This window comes from Paenibacillus sp. FSL R5-0519, assembly GCF_037974275.1.
Classification (GTDB): Bacteria; Bacillota; Bacilli; order Paenibacillales; family Paenibacillaceae; genus Paenibacillus.
Genome location: NZ_CP150234.1, coordinates 5,740,921 through 5,763,939, shown reverse-complemented (window position 1 = coordinate 5,763,939; position 23,019 = coordinate 5,740,921). Strand labels below are relative to the sequence as shown.

Here is a 23,019-nt window from a genome sequence, read left to right as displayed (position 1 = left end):
ACGCGTGTTATGCTGTTTTCTTTTGACCGAATAAAGGCCTTAACGTTGCAAGCCCAACAATGCCGATTACCGCACTCACCCATGGAGCTAGTGCGAATACCGGAAGTTTATCACGGAGCGGATACCCGACAAACAGCACGAGTACCACGACCACGATATAGATGATGATTCCCCGAATATTGACCTTCGGTACCTTATTTCTGTCGGCTCCTTCATCGTCTGGTCGCTCAGCAAGGCGGCGGAGCATCTCTACCAATGCGATTCCGCCAACGGCGGCTACGATTAAGGAGAATAGGCTGATGTGTTGGAACGCTTCCGTATCTCCACCAGTCCAACCCACGAACAATCCTGCACATCCTTGGATCAGCATGACAAAAGACAGTGCGGCCCATGCAATCATGGCATACCACTTTGGTGTCCGTTTCGCTGGCTCGGCATTCTCCGCTGGCTGTGGTTCAGCATCGTTGGCTTTCTTTTTCGATGAAGCTGATGCATTCTGACCACGGGTTGGAGTGGATGTACCCACCTCAGTGGCAGCCGTCTTCTTCGGTGCTGTATCTGTTATCCCGAGCTGTGAATGGATGTCTTGTTCCAGATCAGGTCCGTATAGCTCGCGAGCGGGTTTGTTATCCCGCTGAGCCTGTACGATCGCTTTTCCTGCGGAGAGAATCCATTCTTCCTGTGTTCTCTCGTCCGCTGGTGCATGACGCGCAATGGTGCTGATCTCGTCATACAATTTCACATGTTCAGGTGTCATACGACTCATCTCGGTTATTTGCCGATTCTGTATTTCTTTCAGTTTCTTATAGGAAATCCCCAATGATTGCTCCCCCTGTCTACACACGTTCTGATCTTCCAGTTATCTGAAGACCCTGACGGTATTTTAGTATACGGGAAGGGCTCTCGTTTCGCAAAGTCATTCCTTATTAAAAAGCTGCTCATGGTTGGCCCAGATGCCCACACAGGCCAGAATGACACAGGTGCATAACAGTACCAGTTTACCGTGATGTTGAATCCATTCCAATAAATGTACCATGAATTCATTCCTTTCGGCAGAAGGATTCCGAGGGATATGCTGCCAACGATTGTTCGTTTATTTTCCCCCATTCATGTGAAAAAATACCTTCAGGCATCACAGATCTAACGATTGTGTGAAGTATGCATAAAGAGCAGCCGATTCCATCACAATAGTAGCATTTCCAACAGAAATCCAAGATTGGAGTGTGCTTGTTATGGACAAACAAACAGATTTGACGCGTAAGCTGCTACTGAACAGCAACTCCCGTGGAGTTGTGGACGAGGTTGTATCCTTTGAGGAGAATCTGGAGGACACGGAGTATGCAGAAGAACTGACAGATGGCAACTTGAAGGGAAGAAGTTTCTGGGACAACAGTGATTCGGGTCATGAGCATGAGTGGAATGGACGGGTGGAGACCCACGAGATGTTCCGCAGAAGCTACGAATAACGTCCTGAAACCCTTGGTTTGAATTCCAAAAAGATAAAAGATATCCGGGCCAGCTGTCATCAGCATGGCTCATTTTTTTGCGCTTATCATCCGATAAAATGAAGACTGGCATTCGACGTAGAAAGGGTTCTTCCTTACGTTGACTTGCAGGTTACGGGATGATAATATATGAATAACATCTTAATACACACTAAACTTATCGGATTATATATATATAATAAATGAAACTTAACAGGCTAAGCGTGGAAAGGGGAAATCGGTATGGAACGTCAGATCAGTATCCGTCATGGACAGGAAGAATTAACAGCCACGATTCACTATCCGGTTGTGAAAGATATCAAGGAGGAGAAGAGTCAGCAGCGCGTACCTCTGGCAGTCATCTGCCACGGTTTCGTGGGTAGTCGGATCGGTGTGGACCGTTTGTTTGTAAAGACTGCCCGTGAGCTGGCTGAAGACGGTTATCTGGTTCTGCGTTTCGATTATATCGGTTGCGGAGAGAGCAGCGGGGAGTATGGAGCGGAGGGACTGGAGTCCATGGTGCTGCAGACCCGCTCGGTGCTGGATTACGCGGTGAATTGCAGTGATGTAGATCCTACACGCGTAACGCTGATTGGTCATAGTCTGGGTGGTGCCGTTGCATTACTAACAGCTGTGCGCGATAAACGTGTCAAGAATCTGGTGATGTGGTCCTCCGTGGGTTATCCATTCAATGATATCGTGAAGATTACGGGACGGGAAGTCTACGATGAAGGCGTGAAACTGGGTGCGGCTGATTATCTCGGATACAAATTCACACCTACCTTCTTCGAATCTCTCGCTGAACATCAACCATTCCAGGAAGCAGTTAAGTTTAGCGGTGATGTTCTCGTCATGCATGGCACGTCAGATGAGATTATTCCTGTAGACTACGCGTTCCTGTATCAAAAGGTATTCTGGATGCGTCAGGAAGGGCGTTGCGACAAGGAGATCATCTTCCAGGGCGATCATACCTTCTCTTCAGGTAAAGAGCGGGAACAGCTAATTACGCGTACCAGAGAGTGGCTGGGTGAACGTCAGAAGATCGAGCAGGATTGGCAGCACTGGATGATATAAATGGCAGGATTGCAACGGTATGGGGATGTCAGCTTGGAAAAGCGCCTTCTTAGGGGTAAAATAGAAGAGTAAGCATTCTATCCGTGTCTGGAGGTTGGCAGCAATGACATTACCCGCACTTTTCATTGCGCATGGTTCTCCCGCTCTGGCGGTGGAGAGCAATGACTACACTCACTTCTTGAACCAGCTTGGAGACAGGCTGCCGGCTCCGAAAGCCATTGTCGTATTTACGGCACATTGGGATTGTCCTGAACCGTCCGTGACGATGGATGATACACATCAGACCTTGCATGACTTTTATGGATTTCCTTCTACGATGTATACGATGGAATACCCTGCATCCGGGCAGCCAGATCTGGCGAACGAGATATGTGCTTTGTTCACCCGCAGCAATCTCGCGCATCAGCCGATTCGAGGCCGGGGATTGGATCATGGCGTATGGGTACCGTTGCTCCATATGTATCCCGAAGCGAATATCCCTGTGATCGCTGTATCTGTAGACTCGCTGCGTACGCCGCAGGAACAGTATGATATTGGCCGAATGCTGGAACAGCTGCGTCATGATGATGTGCTGATCATTGGCAGCGGTGGAACGGTTCACAATTTACGTATGCTGGGCGATACGGATGAACCGCAGGAGTGGGCGGTGGAATTCGATAACTGGATTGGGGATCGCTTGGAGCAGTGGAACACAAGAGAACTGTTTCAATATGAGAAAAAAGCCCCTCATGCACGTATGGCAGTGCCGTCGTATGGGACAGAACACCTTGCGCCTTTGTTCTACGCGATGGGTACAGCGGATATGTCTCGATCAGCGAAGCGTCTATTCCAGTCTTACCCTTATGGAACGCTCAGTTTGAACTGCTGGCAGTTTGGAGACGGCGTGTAACTTGGAACAGACAACAGCCTGAATATGGTGTTAGAAACAAGTTGGGTACGGATAACATGTGTTAATGTATACCATTACAATATATAAATAAAAGAAGGTTCCTGTAGACCCTTGATGGGCTAAAGGAACCTTTTTTCAATACGAGGACTTATGCATGCAATGGATCTTTATTTGCGGATTTCGAACAATTCACAGTCTGTACGCGAATGATAAGCAAGTTCACTGACACTGGATTGTACAACTACGGTATTGCTGTCAAAACGGATAATAATGCCACCCGAGTCAATCTGGTGATTATCTTTAAAAACGCGAACCTTATACTTCATATTCATGGCTTCCTGGAAGTCTGCATCGGTCTCAAGACGTCGCTGGGTCGGCATATCGTGTACTCCTTTGAAGTTCAACTTTATGTTCATCATAATATGATTTTCTGTGGATGGGCAAGTCAGTCAGGACATTCAGGATATCTTGAAAAGTAAAAAGCCCTGCTCTCCGGGGGATGGAGAGCAGGGCGGCAGCGTTGTAAATTATTGTTTAAGCTGTTTTATGAGTTGGGCTAATCGTTGGTGTGTCTTTTGGGTGATTACCTTTGTTACGAGTGATCAATCCGCGAAGGTAAGGCAGTACCCAGTGATCCAGACCGATTTTACCTGCATTTGCACCAGCAACAACGATGAAGATTTCCATTACAACCAGTTGAGCGTTTGTGCTTACTGTTCCCGAGAAGAGGAACGCGAAGTTCATGACCATTGCCATCAGTGCTGCCAGTGTAGTGAAGCAGCCAAGGATGAGACCCAAACCTACAAGGAATTCACCCAAAGGGATAACGAAGTCGAACAGTCCTGCGTTTGGTACTGCGAATTTCTCAAGGAACGTTCCCCACCATGCTTGAACTGCCGGATGATCACCCGTTGTTTTTTCCAGTGCTCCTGCAAGGAACCCACCAGCTTCGAATCCGCCAGTTAATTTGCTCCATCCGTGAGTCATCCAATCGTAACCGATATACACCCGAAGTACTGTTAAAATCCACATTGCCACTTTGTTTTCTCTAAGCCATTGGTTTGTGCTGAACATATGAACCACTCCTTCATGGAATCTAGTGTGTGTTGTTTTTGTTTTTCTAAGTGATCACCTTTGATGTCTTTATTGTATAGTCCAAAAGTCGTTTTGTTTGTGATTAAAATCACAATCTAGTTCAAATTTTAAGTAAGGTTTGAGAAGTTCACATTTAGGACATATTTTTCTCGCTATTCGCTGTTTCAAATGCGAATTTCTCGCTGTATCAAGGCCTCCTGGGCGCAGACAAATCGGATGGGGTGTGATTAAATGGAAAGAAATACGTGAAATGGTTGCCCACATGAGACATATATCACAACTTAGAACCAGGCCATATCGTTCAGGAGGTCCTATATTGAAGCTTTTTAAATGGAACAAAGCAGCATCGGCTGCATCCCTGTTTATTCTCTCATTGAGTCTTGTTGCCTGCCAAAACCAGGAGGCTTCTCAGATGCCACTTCAGCCAGAACCGACACCTGCACCTGTACAGGAAGAACAGACTGTGGAGGAGTCCAACGCTTCTCTCTACACAGCGCCTCTTACAGGTCTGCCTGTAGATGAAGCGATTACGCGTCGTCCCCTTGCCGTCATGATTAATAATGCACCAGCGGCTCGGCCCCAATCGGGTCTGAGTTCCGCCGATATCATTCTTGAAGTCCTCGCAGAGGGAGGCATTACCCGGTTTATAGCCATCTTTCAGAGTGAAGGCGGTGCTGAGACGGTTGGACCTGTTCGCAGTATACGTCCATATCTGATTGAGCTTGGTGAGAGTTATGATGGGGTGCTTGTTCATGCCGGAGGCAGTCCGGAGGCGTATTCCATTTTGCAAAGGCAGCAGAAACAGCATATGGATGAAATCTCAAATGGAGGGCCTTACTTCTGGCGTTCCAAGGATCGTAAAGCGCCGCACAATCTGTATACTTCAGCGGAGAAGTTAAGAGAAGGGGCAGACATCAAGGGTTATAGCCATGAGTTTAAATCTCCCGTATACATCTATAACGAAGAAGGTGCAACATCCGCAGGAGAGGCAGTGAAGCAATTCGACATCCATTATTTATTGGATAGTTACCGGGTGACGTATGATTATGATGAAGTTAGCGGACGATATATGAGAATGGTGAATGGTAAGGCAGATCAGGATCTGGATAATGGGACTGCACTTGGCGCAGCAAATATCATTGTGGCAGGTGCAGATCACAAGGTGCTCGATAGTGTAGGTCGGTTGTCCGTCAATTTGGAACAGGGCGGGGAAGCCATGTTGTTCCAGAAGGGCAAAATGATTCGTGGGCAGTGGGTGAAGAAACAGGGGGATATTATCCGGTTTGTTCAGGATGGCAGTGAAGTTGCTCTTGTGCCGGGTAAAACCTTTATCAGCATTGTTCCCAATCAACCGGAATTCTCCAGTCATGTGAAGCTGGCTGTGCAGCAATAAAAGATGTAATGAAAGAAAACAATGAAACAGGTATGCATTTTGTTATCGAAAAGGCGTTATATTGTATCTTGGCGTGAAAAATAGAATCGTGTCGATTCTGTCTTTGGATGTCGAATTGTAAACGCAGTGTAAAATCTTGACTTGAATTTACCATTATTCCAAATAATTAAGATTCATTTCAGATTAATGTGATAAGAATATAAAAAAGGATCACACCTTTTGTACAAACCATGAAACAAATATGATAAGATATCAAAGGTTGTCATTTCATGTTTCATCGGTTATCGGCAATTTTTTCCGTAAAGGGGATAGGGCTATGAAGCTTAAGAAGAAGAAGGATATATTTTTTGAGACACTGGAGAACATGGCAGATACGGTTGTTCAAGCGGCAGATTATTTCTCCCAGCATGTTTCCAACCTTCAGGATGTGACTCTTTTTGCCAATGAAATGAAGAAGTACGAGTCCCAATGTGATGACTATGTGCACACAATCATTACGGAACTCAACAAAACGTTTATCACGCCGATCGAACGCGATGATATTATGGAGCTGACAACAACACTTGATGACGTATTGGACGGACTTGAAGCAACGGCTTCCCGTTTCTATATGTACCAACTGACGGATCCTGACGAATATATCGTGCAATTTGCTGAAATTTTGCGCCAATCGGCTTACGAAATTCAGAAGGCTATTCATTTGCTGTCTCAGAAAAAATTGCTGGCGATTCGTGAGTACACGATTCGATTGAATGATCTGGAAAATCAGGGTGATGAAGTGTTGCGCATGTGTATCAAGAACCTTTTCGCTACCGTTCCTGATCCGATTGAATTGATCAAACGTAAGGAAATTTACGAGCGTCTTGAGACAACAACGGATGCTTGTGAACACGTGGCCAATGTGCTCGAATCCATCATCATGCGTAATTCTTAAGGAGCCAGAGAATAATGGAAACAACGATTTGGGTATTAGGTATAGTCGTCTTCCTTGCACTGGCGTTTGACTTCATCAACGGTTTTCACGACACGGCCAATGCCATTGCTACTTCAGTATCGACACGGGCACTGACGCCACGTCGCGCGATCCTTTTGGCAGCGGTAATGAACTTTGTCGGTGCGATGATGTTTACAGGCGTCGCGAAGACGATTGGGGGGAGTGTAACCGACCCCACCACGCTGGATAACGGGATCGAGGTCGTCATAGTCACCTTGATCGCTGCGATTATCTGGAACCTGGTTACATGGTGGTTTGGTATTCCGTCTTCTTCATCACACGCATTGATTGGAGCCCTTGCTGGTGCCGTGCTCGTTGGCGCAGGTTCCGATAAAGTGAAGTGGAGCGGGTTCATTGATATTGTCGGAGGTTTGCTATTATCACCTCTAATCGCATTTGCCATCGGTTATGTGGTCATGACGATTCTCAAATACATTTTTGCCAAACGCAGTCCGCATAACGTGAATAAAGGTTTCCGTACGGTACAGATTTTCACGGCAGCACTGCAAGCTTTCACACATGGTACGAATGATGCACAGAAAGCGATGGGTATTATTACGTTTGCTTTGGTTGCAGCAGGTGTACAAGATCATCTGGAAGTACCACTGTGGGTTAAAATCTCAGCAGCAACCGCGATGGCTCTGGGTACATCCATTGGTGGTTGGAAAATCATCAAAACGATGGGTACCAAAATCTTTAAAATTGAACCAATTAACGGTTTTGCCGCCGATCTGTCAGCTGCTTCCGTTATTTTCACAGCAACGTTGCTTCACCTTCCAGTTAGTACAACGCACGCGATCACATCAGCTATTCTGGGTGTGGGTTCCGCAAAACGTTTCTCTGCTGTGAAATGGGGACTTGCTGGACGAATCATTATTACGTGGTTCATTACAATTCCAATCACTGCTGGACTGGCAGGATTGCTGTACTGGATTATTTTCTAAAAAGAGAAGTGATCCCGTACAAATCCGGAGTTACCAGACAAACTGTTCATAACTGTGTGAATATCGGGATATGTGGACAATTATACAACCAAAATCAAGAGACGCCTGTGCATGAACGTGTGGACAGGCTGGATATGTGGATAGCCATCCGTGGAATGATAAACCAAAAGAAGATATTCCTGTGGATACAGGGAACTGTGGATAGGGAAATGAGAGAAGCCAACAGGGTTGGCTTTTTTTGTTGTCGAGTTTGTAGGTGTCTGTGGATATTTGGGGACACGTGGGAGACGTGTCTATGGTTAACGTTGTACAATGATCTAAAGATACAGGACAAGGACGTGGTCTGATTTATGATTCGTACACTCGCCATTACACGAGAACATCAAGTCTCCGTGAACGTACCGCTTACACAGCTGGATCTGAACGATTACGCCTGGGTATGGGCGGATTTTAACCAGCCAACGGAAGAGGAAAGCCGTTTGCTGGATACATATTTTCATTTTCACCCCTTAGCTATTGAGGACTGCCTGCATGTGTTGCAGCGGCCAAAGCTTGATTATTATGAAAATCTGCAGTTTCTTGTACTGCATGCACTGAACCCGTCCACACTGGAAGCCGAGGAGGTTGACTTGTTTCTCGGAGCGAACTTCCTTGTATCCTTTCATCATGGTGTACTGGAGGAAGTGGATGAAGCGTGGGAGCGATTATTGCACCATGCACATGAACGTACGATCTGGGCGCGAGGTCCGGTGGCAGCGGCTTATACGGTGATGGACAAGCTGGTCGATCATTATTTTCCGTCCCTATTTGCCATCGAGGATGAACTGGCTGAACTGGAGAACCGGGGTGGACAAGAGTCCGTTGAAGACCTGATGAATCAGGTGTTTGACTTGCGAAGCCGATTGCTGAAGCTCAGAAGAACGGTCGTACCGATGCGGGATCTGCTCTATCGAGTGGTGAACTCCCAGCATGTGCAGCGAACAGGGGAACATACGGCTTATTTTACCGATATCTATGACCATTTATTGAAGCTGACGGACATGATTGAAGCCGATCGGGAGATGACGGCCGACCTGCGCGACAGTTATATTTCCCTGAACTCCAACCGGATGAATCAGATCATGAAGACACTTACGGTGATTACGACTGTATTTATGCCGCTCACGCTGATCGCGGGTATTTATGGCATGAACTTTGCCTATATGCCTGAGCTTCAGTGGAAGTTTGGGTATGGGGCGGTGTTATTATTGATGTTTGTGCTTGGTGGCAGTATGGTGGCTTGGTTTGTGAAGCGTGGATGGTTTAAGTAGAACGTGTTACATTTGGATAGCGGTGAGGGTAGGTAAGGGGAATTGCAGTTAGAATTACATATAAAAAAAGGCCACTGGGTCATGATCTCGGGCAGAAATAACTGTAGGGAGATGATGTTTGCCAGATGGCCTTTCTGATGCTGCTATAGATATGCTAGAAATATTCTATCCACATGTGAATAAGTATTTCTTTGGAGTGAGATGTGTATAACTTACGATTGCTTCTTGTTACTCCATTTCAAGAACAAAAGAAGTTGTTGCTGCCGCTTGACCATTCACTACAATCGTTAGCGTATGTAGTCCGGCATAGTATTTTCTCGTTGTAATGATTTTGAACGACTGCTTAGTGGCTACCTTGGTTCTGCCTGTCGGATACATTTTATCAGAGCATTTGAATCGTTTGGGAGCCTGCTTGCCGTTTGCCTTCATATAACCCATCTCATATTCAATTCGCAGCATCTGTGACTCACCACTCTCATTAACAACATCAAATGAAAAATGAAGATCCTCGCCAATGGCAATCGTATCTTGTACAAGATGAAGCTGCTCAATGTGAATGGAATCCTGCTCGTTATAACCAAAAAGACTTAGTGCTTTGGGATGTCCTTTCTTCAGTAAGGACCTACTGGCATGCCGGACAATCCAATCTGTGTGGGCATGTTGTCCATACCAGGTGGTGGCCAGATCCAGGACCAGTTCGGGGTGGTCTTTGGAGATGTCATTCAGATGATTGGCAACACTTTTGCGCACATAGAGGGACTCGTCCTGTTTCAATGCGTGCAGAATCGGAAGTACAGGTGTTGGATCAGTGATAAAGTTCTGAAGTTTGGCACCCCATGGCAAACGTGGCCTACTGCCCTCACTGGCAAGTCTGCGGATATGCTCATTATCGCTATCTGCCCACGCCATCATATGTTTCATCGTTTGCATGGGATAACGTTCAATAAACGGGCGTACCGCAAACTCGGAGCTGGAATAAGGTGTGAAGAGGGTCAGATACTTCATGGATAATTCGTAATCCTCCGGCTCAAGTCCGTTCACTTCGATAAAATCCGGTACAAACAGATATTCAACACCTCTCATATTCGGAGCGGCTTGTTCGATAACATGTAACGCTTCTTCATAATTATTGGGCAGCACTTCGGTCAACGCCAGTGTGATTCGGCGAATGCGGCCTTTGAATTCCAGCTGTTCCCAGCCTTCAGCGAAAACCAATTCATGAAATAGCTGTGTATCCAGCTCTGGGTAGAATTGATGCAACAGTTCGCCTGTCCGATCGATTAATGCGGGCGTGTATTTGTCTTTGAAAAGTTCCATGGTCCGCCTCCTTTAGTTACTATTCAGTATACCTCAAAGTTGCAGAAATAAGAACATAGGTTCCTGAAATTTTATGTGTGTAGTGATGAACGCGGTTAAGGCACCCGCCTTCTGTATGGGGGTGCCTGGATGAGTTTAACGTTTGCGACTTTTGGGACGGCGCTTCGTGGAATTGGATTTGCGGCGGACTGGAGTTGTGTTGCGACGACGTGGAGTGCTCGTTTGTTTATTCGTCCGCTTGCGTTTCCGTCTCCGGGGCGGCGTATATTCTTCGTAGTCTGCGTCAGCCGCGCTGTTATTACTTTTACCTTTTCCAAAAGGCAGAATGCCCATAACGAGTTTCATCATCGGAGCCATCTGCTGGATGCCGCCGACGACCTTCTGCATTTTGCCTATTCCACTCATGATGCCATCAATACCGCCGAAACGGTCGATCATTCCTTTTAACTCACCGATGTTAGCTAATGAAAAGCCTGAACTGCCAGAAGCAGGTGTCGGTACCGGAGCTGGGGCAACAACCTGTGCTGCACCTCCGTATAAGTTCCCTCCAGCTACACCTTGCCCATAGGGTACGACTGCAGATGCTTCGACTTCACCGAAGCCCGGGTAATGGGGCTCTACTCCAGGGTACATCGGTTGAATCTGAGTTTCATTTAAAGACCGCTGAACCATACCGGGCGGCACATAGGCAGAAGTATGTGCCTGCCGATGTGCATGAGAAGACGGTCGGTGCCCTTGTGCTGGCTGGCGGTGATAATAATGTTGTGGCATGAACGATCACGTTCCTTCTATTGGATTTCGGAATTGCGTTCCACAAGTTTCATGACAGTGTACATCATATGCGGTAGTGGAACTCCCTTTTGTTATACTGTATGTCATTCGCGGAGAGACGGCGTAGGCGGGTATCCCGGAAAACGGGATATTTGCGGATTTGGGCGCATGGCATGATGGCAGGTTGCCAAATAGTAAAATATAGTTTAGACACAAATTTGTCACAATTTAGCGAGTTGAAATCCTACATAAGTAATCGGATATATACAGGTGAAAACTGGGAAATAGCGGGGTAATTTCATCTGATGTGCGCGAGGGGAGGACAATAGTACCTTTTGTAAGCGGTAACATGTATTTTTATTCTGTAGTGCGTGAAATCGGTAACGCTTGAAATACCAACTCAGTGTGAGTACAATGTAGGTACACAGTAACCGCTAGGGGATGATGATGAAATGCAGCTGAAAAAGCTAAATGATAAAAGCATTGAACAACTATTTGAGGCTATTTTGACGTTAAAAGATATTGAAGAGTGTTATGTTTTCTTTGATGACCTCTGCACAGTAAACGAGATCCAATCCATGTCCCAACGGCTGGAAGTGGCTCGTATGTTGGGTAAAGGCAATACGTATAACCAGATTGAAGCAGAGACAGGTGCAAGCACAGCTACAATCTCACGTGTCAAACGCTGCCTGAATTACGGCAATGATGGTTATAAAATGACGCTGGAACGCCTGGGACGCTAACATGAAGAAGCCGGGCGTACTCATCATCAGTCACGGTTCACAGGAGCAGACCTGGGTGGAATCCGTCGATGACGCGATCTCCCGGTTGAATCTGCCTATTCCATTGCCAGTTGAAGCTGGTTTTCTTGAACTAGTGGAAGGACGCTTAATCCAGGACGGTATCGACCGACTGGAAGCACAAGGCATAACCGATATTCTGGTCGTACCTCTATTTGTTTCATCCGGGAGTACACATGTGGATGAAATTGAATATGCCATTGGCGCAAAGGAAACACCTGATCGCGAAACGGATCTGGAACCGTTCCATGTCAAGGCTCGGGTTCACTTCGGTTATCCAGTAGATAACGATCCGGATATTGCCGTGATGGTGTGGGATAAGGTCAAGTCACTCTCGCAGCAGCCTGAGCAGGAAACGATTCTGCTGGTGGGACATGGGAGTATTCATGATGGTTTTCGCGAGCGTTGGGAAGCCGGAATCTCTTCCCTTGCAGAGCTTGTGCAGGAAGTTAGTGGTGTAGCCCATACGGATTATGCGTTGTTGAATCCGGAGAGTGTGTATGACAAAGTGAAGTACTGGAGCGAAGAGCGGGGGAACCGGGTTATTGTGGCGCCGCTGTTTTTGAGTGCCGGTTACTTCACGAGGAACGTAATCCCGGACCGATTGAAGGAACTGGATTATGAGTATAGTGGTGAGACGCTGTTGCCTCACCCACTGCTTGGGCAGTGGCTGGAGCGCCAGATCCAGATTTTGTTGGAGAGATGTAATGAGGTTGGGGCTTCTTCTTGAAGTATATCAAAACCACGTCCAAGGACGTGGTTTTTTTATTTGTTGTAGATCACCCCAATGAGGATTAACTTATCCACTGATGGGTGCGTGCAAACTGAGATGCAGCTCCAGTAAACCTATTAATTGTTCAACAATCTCTTCCGCAGGATAAGGCATGGCATTCATAATCCACCATTCCATCAGGCCAACGGCAGCAGAAGCAAGAAACTGTGTGGTAATCTCTCTTTTCATACCTTCCTGGATGCCGCAGGCATCCAATTGTTCCTCCACTCCTTGGACCATTAATGTCATCAACTTACTACGGAACGCTGGAATACCTTTTTTGGTTAGAAGTGTGGTATAAGTCGTGGCATGCTGTTCCAGATAACGGAAGGCCCGGAGCAGTGCATCCTTGGCAGTAACGGATGTTGGAGTAGGGCTTTCGATCATACAGGCCTCCAACAAGTGCTGCAAATAGGTCTCAATGCATTGATCCAACAGGTCGAACTTGTCAGCGTAATGCAAATAGATGGTTCCTCGGTTTACGTTAGCCCGATCAGCAATATCGTTTATCGTAATTTGCTCGAAATCCTGTTCCTCCAGTAACCCGACAAAAGCTTCGATTATCGCCTTTCGTGTCTTGAGTACTCGTCTGTCCATGGCCCCTCCTATAGATGGTTTTCAACAATAAGGAATCATTCGTTGATTATTCAACAAAAGCGGATATTTTAACGATTGAAGCATGGTAGGTGCTTTGTTACTCTTATTTTATCAACAAATGTTGATAAAACAACGATTATTCATAAAATATGAAATTGAGGGATAACCAATGAAAATATTAGTGTATGGTGCGGGGGTTCTGGGGAGTCAACTGGCGCACGTCCTGGTGCGCGGCGGCAATGATGTCACTATTCTGGCTAGAGGGAAGCGGGCAGAGGAGCTGGAGAAGGATGGAGTCGTCATCCGGCATATGTTTCAATTCAAAACGACAGTTGATCCGGTTCGGGTCACCAGAACGTTGGAGGTGGATGACCAATATGATCTGATTTTTGTTGTGATGAAATATAATGATTTTCCTTCCGTGTTACCTATTCTCGCAGACAATCAGAGCAGCAATATTGTGATTGTGGGAAACAATGCAGATGCACGAAGCATGCAAAACTTTTTGGAGGCAAACAGCAAGGTGGCAAAACAGATCGCGTTTGGATTCCACGTGAGTGGAGGGAAGCGTGATAAAGACCGCATGTTATCGATCGGTGGAGGCAGCGGACAAATGGTGATTGGCAGTCTGGACGGTGATATCAAATTTAAACCTTTGCTGGATCAAGCTTTCCAACATGTGAAATACAAGTTGAATGTTCTAAGCGATATTGATGCCTGGTTGAAAAGCCATATTGTGCCCATTCTGATGCTGAATGCAGTGAGCTTTAATGAGAAGTTTGAGTTGATCAAGTTGGACGGGAACAGAAAGCAAATTCATCATATGATTAGGGCGATGGATGAGGGCTTCAGCGTACTTGAGGCAATGGGCATAACGATTATACCGGAGATTCAGGCTAAAATGATTCGTAAGCATCAACGGATGTTGTACCTTCTGTTGAAGATCTACAGTGTGCTTCCAATCCATAAGCTGATTGCGGGTTCTTTTGGAGAGATTGAGGCACTAAATAATGTATTTAACGATTGGAAAAAGACAACAGGCATCCCGACACCCCATTGGGACGTGCTGAAAAGAGATTTTACTCCCCTTAAATAAAGTCTACTCTTGCTCAATAAACCAATACCGACTACAATAAAACCAACTAATAAAATAGGAATAAGGTGATATTCTGATGCGGGAAGTGCCCATGCGCTATGTGAAAGCGAATCAGGTCGGTATTGTGTTGTTTGTTTTACTTTCTTTTGTGTTCAATCCACTTGTAGTTCTGGGCGCGCTGTGGAGCATTCAGGTGGTTGGTCTGGCTTCCGGTGGCAAGCTTAATCTGTTTGTGCAAATTGGGAAAGTTGTGTTGACCGATAAAGGGACAGAAACGCAGGCAGTAGAGCTGCAGCGATTCAATAATATTCTGGCTGTGCTCTTCCTGTCTCTGGCGATCATTTCATTTTCTCTCAGCTGGACGGTCGCAGGTTATCTATTTGCTGTGATGCTTCTTGCAGCTGCAAGTGCCGCCTTGGTGGGCTATTGTGTGGGCTGCACCGTATACTTCTGGTACAAACAATTGCGCGCTGGCAGAAAAATTGGATTTTGAGGTAGCGGAAGCGATATGGAATGATACGATGATTTTATATGAAAATCCCCTCCAGTGAATGGTTCACTTGAAGGGGATCTTCTTTTTTTTTTATATCTTATCTGAACCAGGCTTTGTTTAAATTGTTGGTAAAATTGTTATCGTTGAAAGGTACGTTGGCACTGCCAAAGTCTGTGATATTGAGCGCATTTCGTGCTGCAGAAGTCAGGTCGTCCCATCCGATTAAAGGTTGTGTTCCCCCAACAACGTTGGTGACGCCGAGTTCATGGTTAAGTGGCCAGGTACTATTATAGGAAACTAACGGATGATCCCCTTGTGTATTGGTATTGCTCGGTGTGACGTTGGTGAACTGGCCGTGACCGGAATACGCGATGGAGAGGATTTGGGGATTGGCCGCTGCCGGATTATCCACCCACACGACGATACCTTCCCAATCATGACGATGGCCGAGTCCAGGGGAGGGGGAGTCTTTGGGGAAATACCACGAATACATGATAGCCCACACCCCATTGTGCCAAGAGGAACGGGAGTAAATCTGTCCTGTACTGGAGCTGCAGTTTCCATTCGATGACCCGGACGTATTCAAGCCAGCACTGGTATTGCCCTGTTGATCCACTGCGGGGAAAGGCACACAACCATGATAGACTTTGAGAAAAGGCTGGAAACGCTTGGCTGCTTGTTGTGTCACGGTGACTGGGGAGACTTCCTGAAATCCGACAACCTGATCATGATTAATTGCTGCTGCTTCAACAACGGTGACCCAAGGAATACATGCCATAAGAAAGACGAGGAGCATTAACACGATTTTTTTCATTCACAGTTCTCCTTCACGGGTATGATGTGGTGCGAAGTTGAGGGTGCACTAAAACTATATTGGAAAAAGGTTTATAGTATTTATCTTTTTATCTTGAGATTTGTAAATTTGTAGCATATCTATATCATAATCATATGAAGGCATCATAATTGAAGACTAATTCCTGTCCAAGCGGGCAGAATGGTTGATGAATGAGACTATTTTACATCAAAGGCAGTGGGACAGATTCAGGATTGGTGCAGGAGGTTTATTGGGTAGTGGAAGGATTCGTGGATACATATATGAAAAAATATACTTATAGATTGCAGGCTAGGACATCTTTACATTTGATGATATGATAGGAGTTAAAGGCTTTGGAATGAGACGGAATTCCTGATGCATAGATATAGGTAAGACGAAAGATTAGAGCAGAATGAACGGAAGTCCATTGTTGTGTTAAAAATATGCCCTTTGGTGGACTGATGCAAGGTAAGATTATGAGGTCATATGGACTCATGGATAATGTGGAATAGGTGGCGTATGAGATGAAAAAAGCTCGCTTAATATATAATCCGACCTCAGGCCGGGAAGAAATGAAGAAACGTCTGGCTGATATTTTGCAGCGTTTGGATCAAGGTGGTATTGAAGCTTCATGTCATGCAACAACAGGTGAAGGTGATGCAACCCGCGAAGCGGAACTCGCGATTGAACGCGGCTATGACATGATTATTGCTGCTGGTGGCGATGGTACGTTGTACGAAGTCATCAACGGTATGGCTGAGCGGGAGAACCGTCCTCCGCTGGGTGTGTTTCCTTTGGGAACAACGAATGATTTTGCGCGTGCACTCGGCATTCCGAGACAGTGGGAAGATTACGTGGATCTTGTCATTAACCAACAGCTTCGTCCGCTCGATCTGGGCAAAGCGAATGATAAATATTTTATCAACATCGCCGGTGGCGGCTCATTGACTGAACTGACCTATGAAGTACCGAGTCGTCTGAAAACGATGATTGGGCAACTGGCCTATTATATGAAGGGTATTGAGAAAATGGCGAGCCTGTCTCCTCAGGAGCTGATTATTCGCGCCGACGGTCAGGAAGAGATTCATGATGAATTCATGTTATTCCTTATCGCCAATACCAATTCGGTTGGGGGATTTGAAAAGCTGGCTCCGGGTGCAACCATTGATGATGGTCTGTTCGATGTGATCGGTGTCCGCAAATGTAATCTGGCTGACATGATCCGCCTCGTAACACTCGCGCTGCGTGGGGAGCATCTGAACGACAAAAAAGTGGTACATTTCCAGACGAGTCATATGGAAGTTACGTCGCCGGGTTATGTGCAACTGAACCTTGATGGAGAGTTGGGCGGCACGCTGCCAGCCACATTTACGAACCTCAAGCATCATCTGCAATTGTATCGTTGAAAATGTGGGTGCTGGGGGCAGTGTGGGTCGCTTGCGAAAAGCAATGTTGATCGCTTCAGAAAAGCTATGATGCTGCAGCTTTTGAGGTGAGTTGGATTCAGCTCTGCGGTAAGGTGAGATGGAAGTGGATTTTCCAGTTGCCGTGTATGGTGGGATCGCGTATAATCTCATGTGGTCACCATGCGTTGAGCTTAACGAACTCAGAAAGCCTTAATGTGACGAATTCACCGAAGTTGCGAATCTAACGAATCTCAACGTCGTTATTTTGGAGGAAATGATCTAATAAGGTCGTAAAACACCATCCGAGGTTGATATAACGTTTCTGAAGTTCATTAGAAATTCGGAACGTTATTTTTGATGTGATACCATATAAGAAGAAAGAAGTGAATGTACGTTGTCTAATACGAACCGCAGCGGTCGTGGAAAAAACCGCCGGAATTCGGCTGCCTCTCAGGGGCAAGGGAACGCTTCAGCGTCCCGTCAGCCAAGTCAATCATCTCGTCCATCACCACGTCAGCAAGGAAAAGAGGTGCGGCCACAAGGCGCATCTCTTTCTGCCGTTCGTCCAAAGGGAAGAGCGCGTGAATCTGCACCAATCGAAGGGCTGCCCGTTAGCAAAAATGAAGAGACCGTTATCGACATCATTGGTATGAACCATGACGGTGAGGGTGTAGGTCGTGCGAATGGATACACGCTCTTTGTACAGGGTGCGCTTCCAGGTGAAACCGTACGTGTACGTGTGATGAAAACCAAGAAGCAGTATGGCTACGCCAAGTTACTGGAGATCGTGAAAGCCAGCCCGGATCGTGTGTCCGCGCCTTGCCCGATCTACGATCAGTGCGGCGGCTGCCAGATCCAGCACATGAGCTATGCCGGACAGCTTGCGTGGAAACGCCAGTTGGTAGTCGATAATTTGCAGCGGATCGGCAAGTTGAACGTGATGGTGGAGGATGCAGAGACGTTGGCATCCAAAGCGCAGGATGACACTTCAGTTGGTGAGGCGGAACGGTTGGAACATGATGCGAATCAGACAACTGGACCGGCTACATCTGAAGTACAAATGATTGGAAGTAATCGTATTCGTCTTCGCCTTGAAGGTGTTATGAACGAAGAGGATACGGAGCAAGGCATTCGCGTCCTTCCTACAATGGGCATGGACGAGCCATGGCGCTATCGCAACAAGGCACAGGTACCTATCGGTGCAGCCGAGGGTGGCCTGGTAGGTGGTTTTTACGCTAAAGGAAGCCACCGGATCATCGATATGGAGAGTTGCCTCATTCAGCATGAGCATAATGACGAAGTGGTTGCGAAGGTTAAGGAGATCGGCAGTCATTTTGGAATCAGCGCCTACAACGAAGAGACAGGTCGCGGCTTATTGCGCCATGTCGTTGTGAAGAAGGCGTTCCGTACTGGCGAGATGATGCTCGTACTGGTCACGAATGGTCGAGATATTCCGTACAAAGACGAATGGATTGGCAGTATCCGTGAAGCGATTCCGCATGTGGCAAGCATCTGCCAGAACGTGAACAAAAAACAGACGAACGTCATCTTTGGCGATGAGACTCGCGTCCTGTGGGGCCGTGATGTAATCTATGATTATATCGGTGATGTGCAGTTTGCGATCTCGGCGCGTTCGTTCTATCAGGTCAATCCAGTGCAGACGGAAGTACTGTATGGTAAAACGGTAGAGTACGCTGAACTGAGCGGCAAAGAAACTGTAATTGACGCCTATTGCGGCATCGGAACGATCTCTCTTTTCCTTGCGCAACATGCAGATCAGGTGTACGGGGTAGAGATTGTACCTGAAGCGATTGAGGATGCTCGCAGCAATGCGCTCTTGAACGAGATGCGTAACGTGAAGTTTGAAGTTGGCGCATCCGAGGACGTTATTCCACGCTGGAAAGAACAAGGCATCGAAGCTGATGTCATCGTTGTCGATCCGCCGCGTAAGGGCTGCGATCCACGTTTGCTGGATACAATCCTTGAGATGAAGCCGGAGCGCGTGGTGTACGTCAGTTGTAATCCGAGTACGCTGGCACGTGATCTACGTGTGCTGGAGGATGGCGGGTATCGCACGGTTGAGGTAACGCCAGTGGATATGTTCCCACACACGGTGCATGTGGAGTCGGTGGCGATGTTGGTTAAAAACCATACGCAGGTCTAAGGGTAATAAACCAAAGAGTAATTTATATTATTATTCAAACTCCTAACTTGAAGACAGCCGAATGGCTGTCTTTCTTTTTATCCATGTTCCGGTAAAAGTCGAGGAATTACAGAATAGAGTAGAAGAAAAGAAGTTTTGATAGCTTAGCGGTTCTTCGAATCTAGTGCGAGTTTAACTACTTAAAATGATCATATATTAAAAAGTATAGAGCTATTTTTTTGATCACCTGTTACAAAATCTTTAATGTTTCGTCTTATATATTGAAATAATAAAAAAAACTGGGAGGTTTACAAAATGAAGAGATTACTAAGTATTTTGTTAACAGTTGCTTTATTCTTTACTTTACAGGCAGTAGCAGGCGCAGATGTAAAAAAAGTTACGTTATCAGATATTGATCAAATTCTTAGGGACAGTGGAACTCCGGAGAATATAATTAGCGGAATGGATGATGAATTAAAACAAATGATTTATGAGAACTCTGGCTCTAGCCCAGAATTGAAATTTATTGAAGTTCAACAAGAAGTTGCCCCACAACTGTTTGCCTCCGGTTATTCAATACCATCCTCGGATTTAAAAATTGAAGTTTTGGCTTTCTCGGTTGGAAGTGGTAAGGCGGATATTTATCCAGTATATGAGTGGCTAAAACCTGTAAAACCCAAAGGTAAAGACTACTTCGGCTATTCTACCCACAGTGATTTTAGTGTTGTTGCTAATACTCGTAGCAACTTGATCTGGTACAAACTTAACTCTGGGGATAATTGGACTAGTGCCGGTGCCGCAACGTATACTGGAAGTAGTCTGACGGGGTACGAACATTCCGGTAGTAGCTTAGGAACTCCTGATTTTCCTATCTATATTAAAGGGAATTTTTCTTTTAGGGTAGATATTGATAAAACAAACCCTGTGAAAAAAATCGCTATATCTTATGTGCATGACACTTCATCTGGAGGTACATTCGGTTATTCTATTGGTTATGGTCCTGCTTATATTTCAGTGACCCCCTCTTCTAGTAACGTAGGTTATAATACGAATGTGTATAATCTGGTTTTCTAATTTTTAGTTTCTTAAAATGGGGCTAATTGATATTACCGATTAGCCTCATTATTTCTGGATTAACCTTTGAGGTTGTAACATACTAATCAGGTGCATATACATATATTCTAGAAAGGGGTTGAAATCAGTAAATGAGCAAAAAAAAAATTCTTATTGGTACTCTTGTGATAATTCTTTTACTTGTTGTATTTGTACCAAAATTTATCAGCTATTATAATGATAAGAATTACTACTCAAACAACATGGTTACTTATTTTTCATTGGCGGAATTTTCAATTCTTGATAAATATGTTGAGGGAGATACTTATTATTTGAAGTTAAGTATCGATAGTGAGTATTTTGACTCTAAATACAAATTGAAAGGTAAAACTAAAGAATATTCTCTTGGAAAGAATATAGACTTGTTCAATAAAATCGATCTAAATAACCTCAAAAAGTATACAGGGATTCAGTTAGAATCAGTAATCCCTTTAAATAAGATCAATCAAGAAGAAAAATCTAATCTACAACGTGATCCTATTAGTGTAATCTCAAAAGATGAGTATAATGACTTTATTACCATCCTTGATGTCTACTAAATTCAACGGTTTTATTTATACTATTGATACCTTATAGATTAATTCAAGAGTTTCCTTAACTGGGCGCTCTTTTTTTGTATAATTTTTCTCTAAAATCTGGAAATAAACGGCTAACTGGTTATGTAATTTCTGTTAAGTTTGAGTTATAATTTATTTGTAATAATTTGGTTTATTGTTTATAAATTTTGAAAAAAAGTGATAATCACATGCGTTTTACCAGGGTGTTCAATGGAAAACTAAATTTAAAGGAGGATACTCAATGAAACCAATATATTTTAGCTTAGCAGATGAAGATAAGAGCTTTATGTTGGAACTATATATAAAATATCATCCACTAATTAAATACAAAGTTTACGATACAGTTGGAGACTCAGATGTTGTGAATGACTTAACTCAAGAGGCACTGCTTAAATTAATACCGAAAGCTTCTCTTTTACGCACCTTAGATCGTTACAGAATAGCAGCGTATGTTACAATTACAGCAAAACATGTTTGTTATGATTATATTCGTAAAGAGGCATGTCGTAACAAACATTATATTGTTGGACCAGAAGAAGATTTCGCGGTCCAGATTCCAGATTTAATAGTTAAAATAGAAGAAAACTATGTAAGAAACGAGAGAATTCACGAATTAAAGAAAATAATGCTTGAACTATCAGAAAGGGATAGAAGATTATTGTATTATAAATACAACTTGGGATTGAAAGACAAGGAGATTGAAGTGGTACTAGGGATTCCTCAGAATCACGTACGACAATATATTGCTCGTGCTAAGCAAAGAGTACTTAGAAAATCACAAAATGGTAGCGTTCTCAATTTTGAGTAACAATACCTTATATGCTTTGAGAAGTATGTTATCAACAATACATTTACCTGTTATTAATAAATAGCTACTTTGCCCGAAGCTTCTAGCGTTCGGGCTATATTTGTTATAACCAAAGTATAATCAATAGTAGAGTTGATGGTGATCTGAACAATATCAAGTTTTCCAGTTTATCAGTTTTTAATAACTTTGTGATGTTCAGTGTTTTCTAATGCGGAGGTTAGACATGGCAAAGGTATACCTAACTTTTGGGCTTCTCTCACAACTTCAAGTACAGCAAAACTGGACGTACTATTATTGTATTCAATGAAAAATCGTGGTAAGCTGCCCTTTGCAAAAATAACCTTGTTAAACAGCAGGCCGAGAAGTGCCGGTGGGATCTTGGTCAACAATAGAGTAATCGCGTCCATCTTTGCACCTCTTGCTTTAAGAACAGGCTTCATTTCTCGCATTCTCTTGCCGACATTTGCGAATGAGTCACCATGATTCAAGAGTGCTGGGAAACTTCCCCGTTTTAACACCTCGGTCTCCATCGCCGCATTCATGGCATAGTGATTCCATAACCAGCTTTGCATATCCTTGATCCAATTGATTTTAAAATTGGCGCTTTCAAATAGTTCTTTGACCTTGTTGTTTATCTGTTCCGTGCCTACCCTTGGTTTTTCCAGAAATATCATTTTTAAAAAGCCGCCCCTAAGCTTATTGTCCTCAATGCCGCCTCCTGCTCCTGGGAATCCAAAGACAACATTGTTCATAGACAGGGGCAAGATTGATGATTTTAAATCTTGCCAAATATTGTTGAATATTAAGATCGGGGTGTTACCAGCAGTAGTTGAGAGTATTCTTGCTGCTTCGGGAAGTTGTTCCGTATTGACACTCGCAATAATGAGATCATAATTTGGGCTTATCTCCTCATGCAGCTTGATTTTCCAGCTTTCCTGGATGAACTGTTTTCCTTTTCGTGCGTCCCACATTTCAAGCGCGATATGACTTCCGAACGTTTCTTTCCTCCCTTTTCTAACGTAAAACTCAACGGTATGCCCTGCCTTCTCTAAAGCCCAAGCGTATTGGGTCGATATTACACCTCTACCGAAAAATAAAATTCTCATCTTAGCCTCCTAATATCCATATTCATATTTGTCGATAATCCAA

24 protein-coding genes are annotated in these 23,019 nt (G+C 44.8%); 16 read left to right on the top strand and 8 right to left on the bottom strand.

The features are described 5' to 3' along the window. Positions 1–7: 7 nt before the first annotated feature. On the bottom strand, positions 8–820 hold the full coding sequence (locus tag MKY73_RS25890) for a DUF1129 family protein (RefSeq protein WP_339304154.1): 813 nt from the start codon (positions 818–820) through the stop codon (positions 8–10). Positions 821–1,232: 412 nt separating this feature from the next. On the opposite strand from MKY73_RS25890, the gene MKY73_RS25885 reads away from it, so the two are divergent. The 3 genes from MKY73_RS25885 (at position 1,233) to MKY73_RS25875 (ending at position 3,447) form a co-directional block, all read left to right on the top strand. Continuing rightward, entirely contained in the window at positions 1,233–1,466 is a 234-nt protein-coding gene (locus MKY73_RS25885; protein WP_124118563.1) for a hypothetical protein, read from the top strand. 261 nt (positions 1,467–1,727) lie between these two features. Continuing rightward, entirely contained in the window at positions 1,728–2,558 is an 831-nt protein-coding gene (locus MKY73_RS25880) for an alpha/beta fold hydrolase (protein ID WP_339239500.1), read from the top strand. A 103-nt stretch (positions 2,559–2,661) separates the two neighbouring features. Further along, positions 2,662–3,447 (top strand): class III extradiol ring-cleavage dioxygenase, encoded by a 786-nt coding sequence (locus MKY73_RS25875; RefSeq protein ID WP_339304153.1) that lies wholly within the window; start codon positions 2,662–2,664, stop codon positions 3,445–3,447. A gap of 167 nt (positions 3,448–3,614) precedes the next feature. Here MKY73_RS25875 and MKY73_RS25870 read toward each other — a convergent pair whose 3' ends face one another. Then, positions 3,615–3,827 (bottom strand): hypothetical protein, encoded by a 213-nt coding sequence (locus tag MKY73_RS25870; protein WP_017690673.1) that lies wholly within the window; start codon positions 3,825–3,827, stop codon positions 3,615–3,617. A gap of 154 nt (positions 3,828–3,981) precedes the next feature. Then, the gene (locus MKY73_RS25865; RefSeq protein ID WP_339304151.1) at positions 3,982–4,521 is read right to left on the bottom strand and encodes a DoxX family protein; all 540 of its coding nucleotides are present in this window, start codon (positions 4,519–4,521) and stop codon (positions 3,982–3,984) included. A gap of 337 nt (positions 4,522–4,858) precedes the next feature. Between MKY73_RS25865 and MKY73_RS25860 the strand changes: the two genes are divergently transcribed. The 4 genes from MKY73_RS25860 to corA all read left to right on the top strand — a co-directional run bounded on the left by MKY73_RS25860 (position 4,859) and on the right by corA (position 9,183). Further along, positions 4,859–5,935 (top strand): DUF3048 domain-containing protein, encoded by a 1,077-nt coding sequence (locus tag MKY73_RS25860; protein WP_339304149.1) that lies wholly within the window; start codon positions 4,859–4,861, stop codon positions 5,933–5,935. Positions 5,936–6,251: 316 nt separating this feature from the next. Beyond that, positions 6,252–6,869 carry a DUF47 family protein gene (locus MKY73_RS25855; protein WP_062836231.1) on the top strand — a complete coding sequence of 206 codons (618 nt, stop codon included), beginning with the start codon at positions 6,252–6,254 and terminating at the stop codon, positions 6,867–6,869. Positions 6,870–6,883: 14 nt separating this feature from the next. Next, entirely contained in the window at positions 6,884–7,873 is a 990-nt protein-coding gene (locus MKY73_RS25850; protein WP_062836232.1) for an inorganic phosphate transporter, read from the top strand. A gap of 350 nt (positions 7,874–8,223) precedes the next feature. Further along, positions 8,224–9,183: a magnesium/cobalt transporter CorA gene (corA, locus tag MKY73_RS25845; protein ID WP_076333421.1), complete on the top strand. Its 960-nt coding sequence runs from the start codon at positions 8,224–8,226 to the stop codon at positions 9,181–9,183. Positions 9,184–9,411: 228 nt separating this feature from the next. Here the strand turns inward: corA and MKY73_RS25840 are convergent, their stop codons facing one another. Beyond that, the gene (locus MKY73_RS25840) at positions 9,412–10,500 is read right to left on the bottom strand and encodes a DNA alkylation repair protein (protein ID WP_339304147.1); all 1,089 of its coding nucleotides are present in this window, start codon (positions 10,498–10,500) and stop codon (positions 9,412–9,414) included. Between the two features lie 135 nt (positions 10,501–10,635). Next, complete coding sequence (locus tag MKY73_RS25835) at positions 10,636–11,271, bottom strand: tyrosine protein kinase (protein ID WP_339239506.1); 636 nt, start codon at positions 11,269–11,271, stop codon at positions 10,636–10,638. Between the two features lie 452 nt (positions 11,272–11,723). Between MKY73_RS25835 and MKY73_RS25830 the strand changes: the two genes are divergently transcribed. Both MKY73_RS25830 and MKY73_RS25825 read left to right on the top strand, forming a co-directional pair. Then, positions 11,724–12,014: a YerC/YecD family TrpR-related protein gene (locus tag MKY73_RS25830; protein WP_017690665.1), complete on the top strand. Its 291-nt coding sequence runs from the start codon at positions 11,724–11,726 to the stop codon at positions 12,012–12,014. Position 12,015: 1 nt separating this feature from the next. Further along, positions 12,016–12,801, top strand: a complete 786-nt coding sequence (locus tag MKY73_RS25825; protein WP_339304145.1) for a CbiX/SirB N-terminal domain-containing protein — start codon at positions 12,016–12,018, stop codon at positions 12,799–12,801. Between the two features lie 69 nt (positions 12,802–12,870). On the opposite strand, the gene MKY73_RS25820 is transcribed toward MKY73_RS25825, so the two are convergent. Continuing rightward, positions 12,871–13,440 carry a TetR/AcrR family transcriptional regulator gene (locus tag MKY73_RS25820; RefSeq protein WP_339304143.1) on the bottom strand — a complete coding sequence of 190 codons (570 nt, stop codon included), beginning with the start codon at positions 13,438–13,440 and terminating at the stop codon, positions 12,871–12,873. Positions 13,441–13,609: 169 nt separating this feature from the next. Here MKY73_RS25820 and MKY73_RS25815 point away from each other — a divergent pair, with 169 nt between their 5' ends. Both MKY73_RS25815 and MKY73_RS25810 read left to right on the top strand, forming a co-directional pair. Beyond that, positions 13,610–14,536, top strand: coding sequence for a 2-dehydropantoate 2-reductase N-terminal domain-containing protein (locus tag MKY73_RS25815; protein WP_339304142.1), 927 nt, complete (start codon positions 13,610–13,612; stop codon positions 14,534–14,536). 76 nt (positions 14,537–14,612) lie between these two features. Beyond that, positions 14,613–15,029: a DUF4395 domain-containing protein gene (locus MKY73_RS25810; RefSeq protein ID WP_339304140.1), complete on the top strand. Its 417-nt coding sequence runs from the start codon at positions 14,613–14,615 to the stop codon at positions 15,027–15,029. A 97-nt stretch (positions 15,030–15,126) separates the two neighbouring features. Here the strand turns inward: MKY73_RS25810 and MKY73_RS25805 are convergent, their stop codons facing one another. Next, positions 15,127–15,843 (bottom strand): NPP1 family protein, encoded by a 717-nt coding sequence (locus tag MKY73_RS25805; RefSeq protein WP_339304138.1) that lies wholly within the window; start codon positions 15,841–15,843, stop codon positions 15,127–15,129. A gap of 524 nt (positions 15,844–16,367) precedes the next feature. Between MKY73_RS25805 and MKY73_RS25800 the strand changes: the two genes are divergently transcribed. The 5 genes from MKY73_RS25800 (at position 16,368) to MKY73_RS25780 (ending at position 21,870) form a co-directional block, all read left to right on the top strand. Next, a complete protein-coding gene (locus MKY73_RS25800) occupies positions 16,368–17,249 on the top strand; it encodes a diacylglycerol kinase (RefSeq protein ID WP_074093499.1) in 882 nt (293 codons plus the stop codon). Between the two features lie 394 nt (positions 17,250–17,643). Beyond that, a complete protein-coding gene (rlmD, locus tag MKY73_RS25795; RefSeq protein WP_339304136.1) occupies positions 17,644–19,413 on the top strand; it encodes a 23S rRNA (uracil(1939)-C(5))-methyltransferase RlmD in 1,770 nt (589 codons plus the stop codon). 294 nt (positions 19,414–19,707) lie between these two features. Continuing rightward, on the top strand, positions 19,708–20,466 hold the full coding sequence (locus MKY73_RS25790; protein WP_339304134.1) for a hypothetical protein: 759 nt from the start codon (positions 19,708–19,710) through the stop codon (positions 20,464–20,466). A 131-nt stretch (positions 20,467–20,597) separates the two neighbouring features. Then, positions 20,598–21,044, top strand: a complete 447-nt coding sequence (locus MKY73_RS25785; RefSeq protein WP_339304132.1) for a hypothetical protein — start codon at positions 20,598–20,600, stop codon at positions 21,042–21,044. Between the two features lie 259 nt (positions 21,045–21,303). Next, positions 21,304–21,870 (top strand): sigma-70 family RNA polymerase sigma factor, encoded by a 567-nt coding sequence (locus MKY73_RS25780; RefSeq protein WP_339304130.1) that lies wholly within the window; start codon positions 21,304–21,306, stop codon positions 21,868–21,870. Between the two features lie 170 nt (positions 21,871–22,040). On the opposite strand, the gene MKY73_RS25775 is transcribed toward MKY73_RS25780, so the two are convergent. Further along, on the bottom strand, positions 22,041–22,976 hold the full coding sequence (locus tag MKY73_RS25775; protein ID WP_339304128.1) for a 2-dehydropantoate 2-reductase N-terminal domain-containing protein: 936 nt from the start codon (positions 22,974–22,976) through the stop codon (positions 22,041–22,043). Between the last annotated feature and the right edge of the window lie 43 nt (positions 22,977–23,019).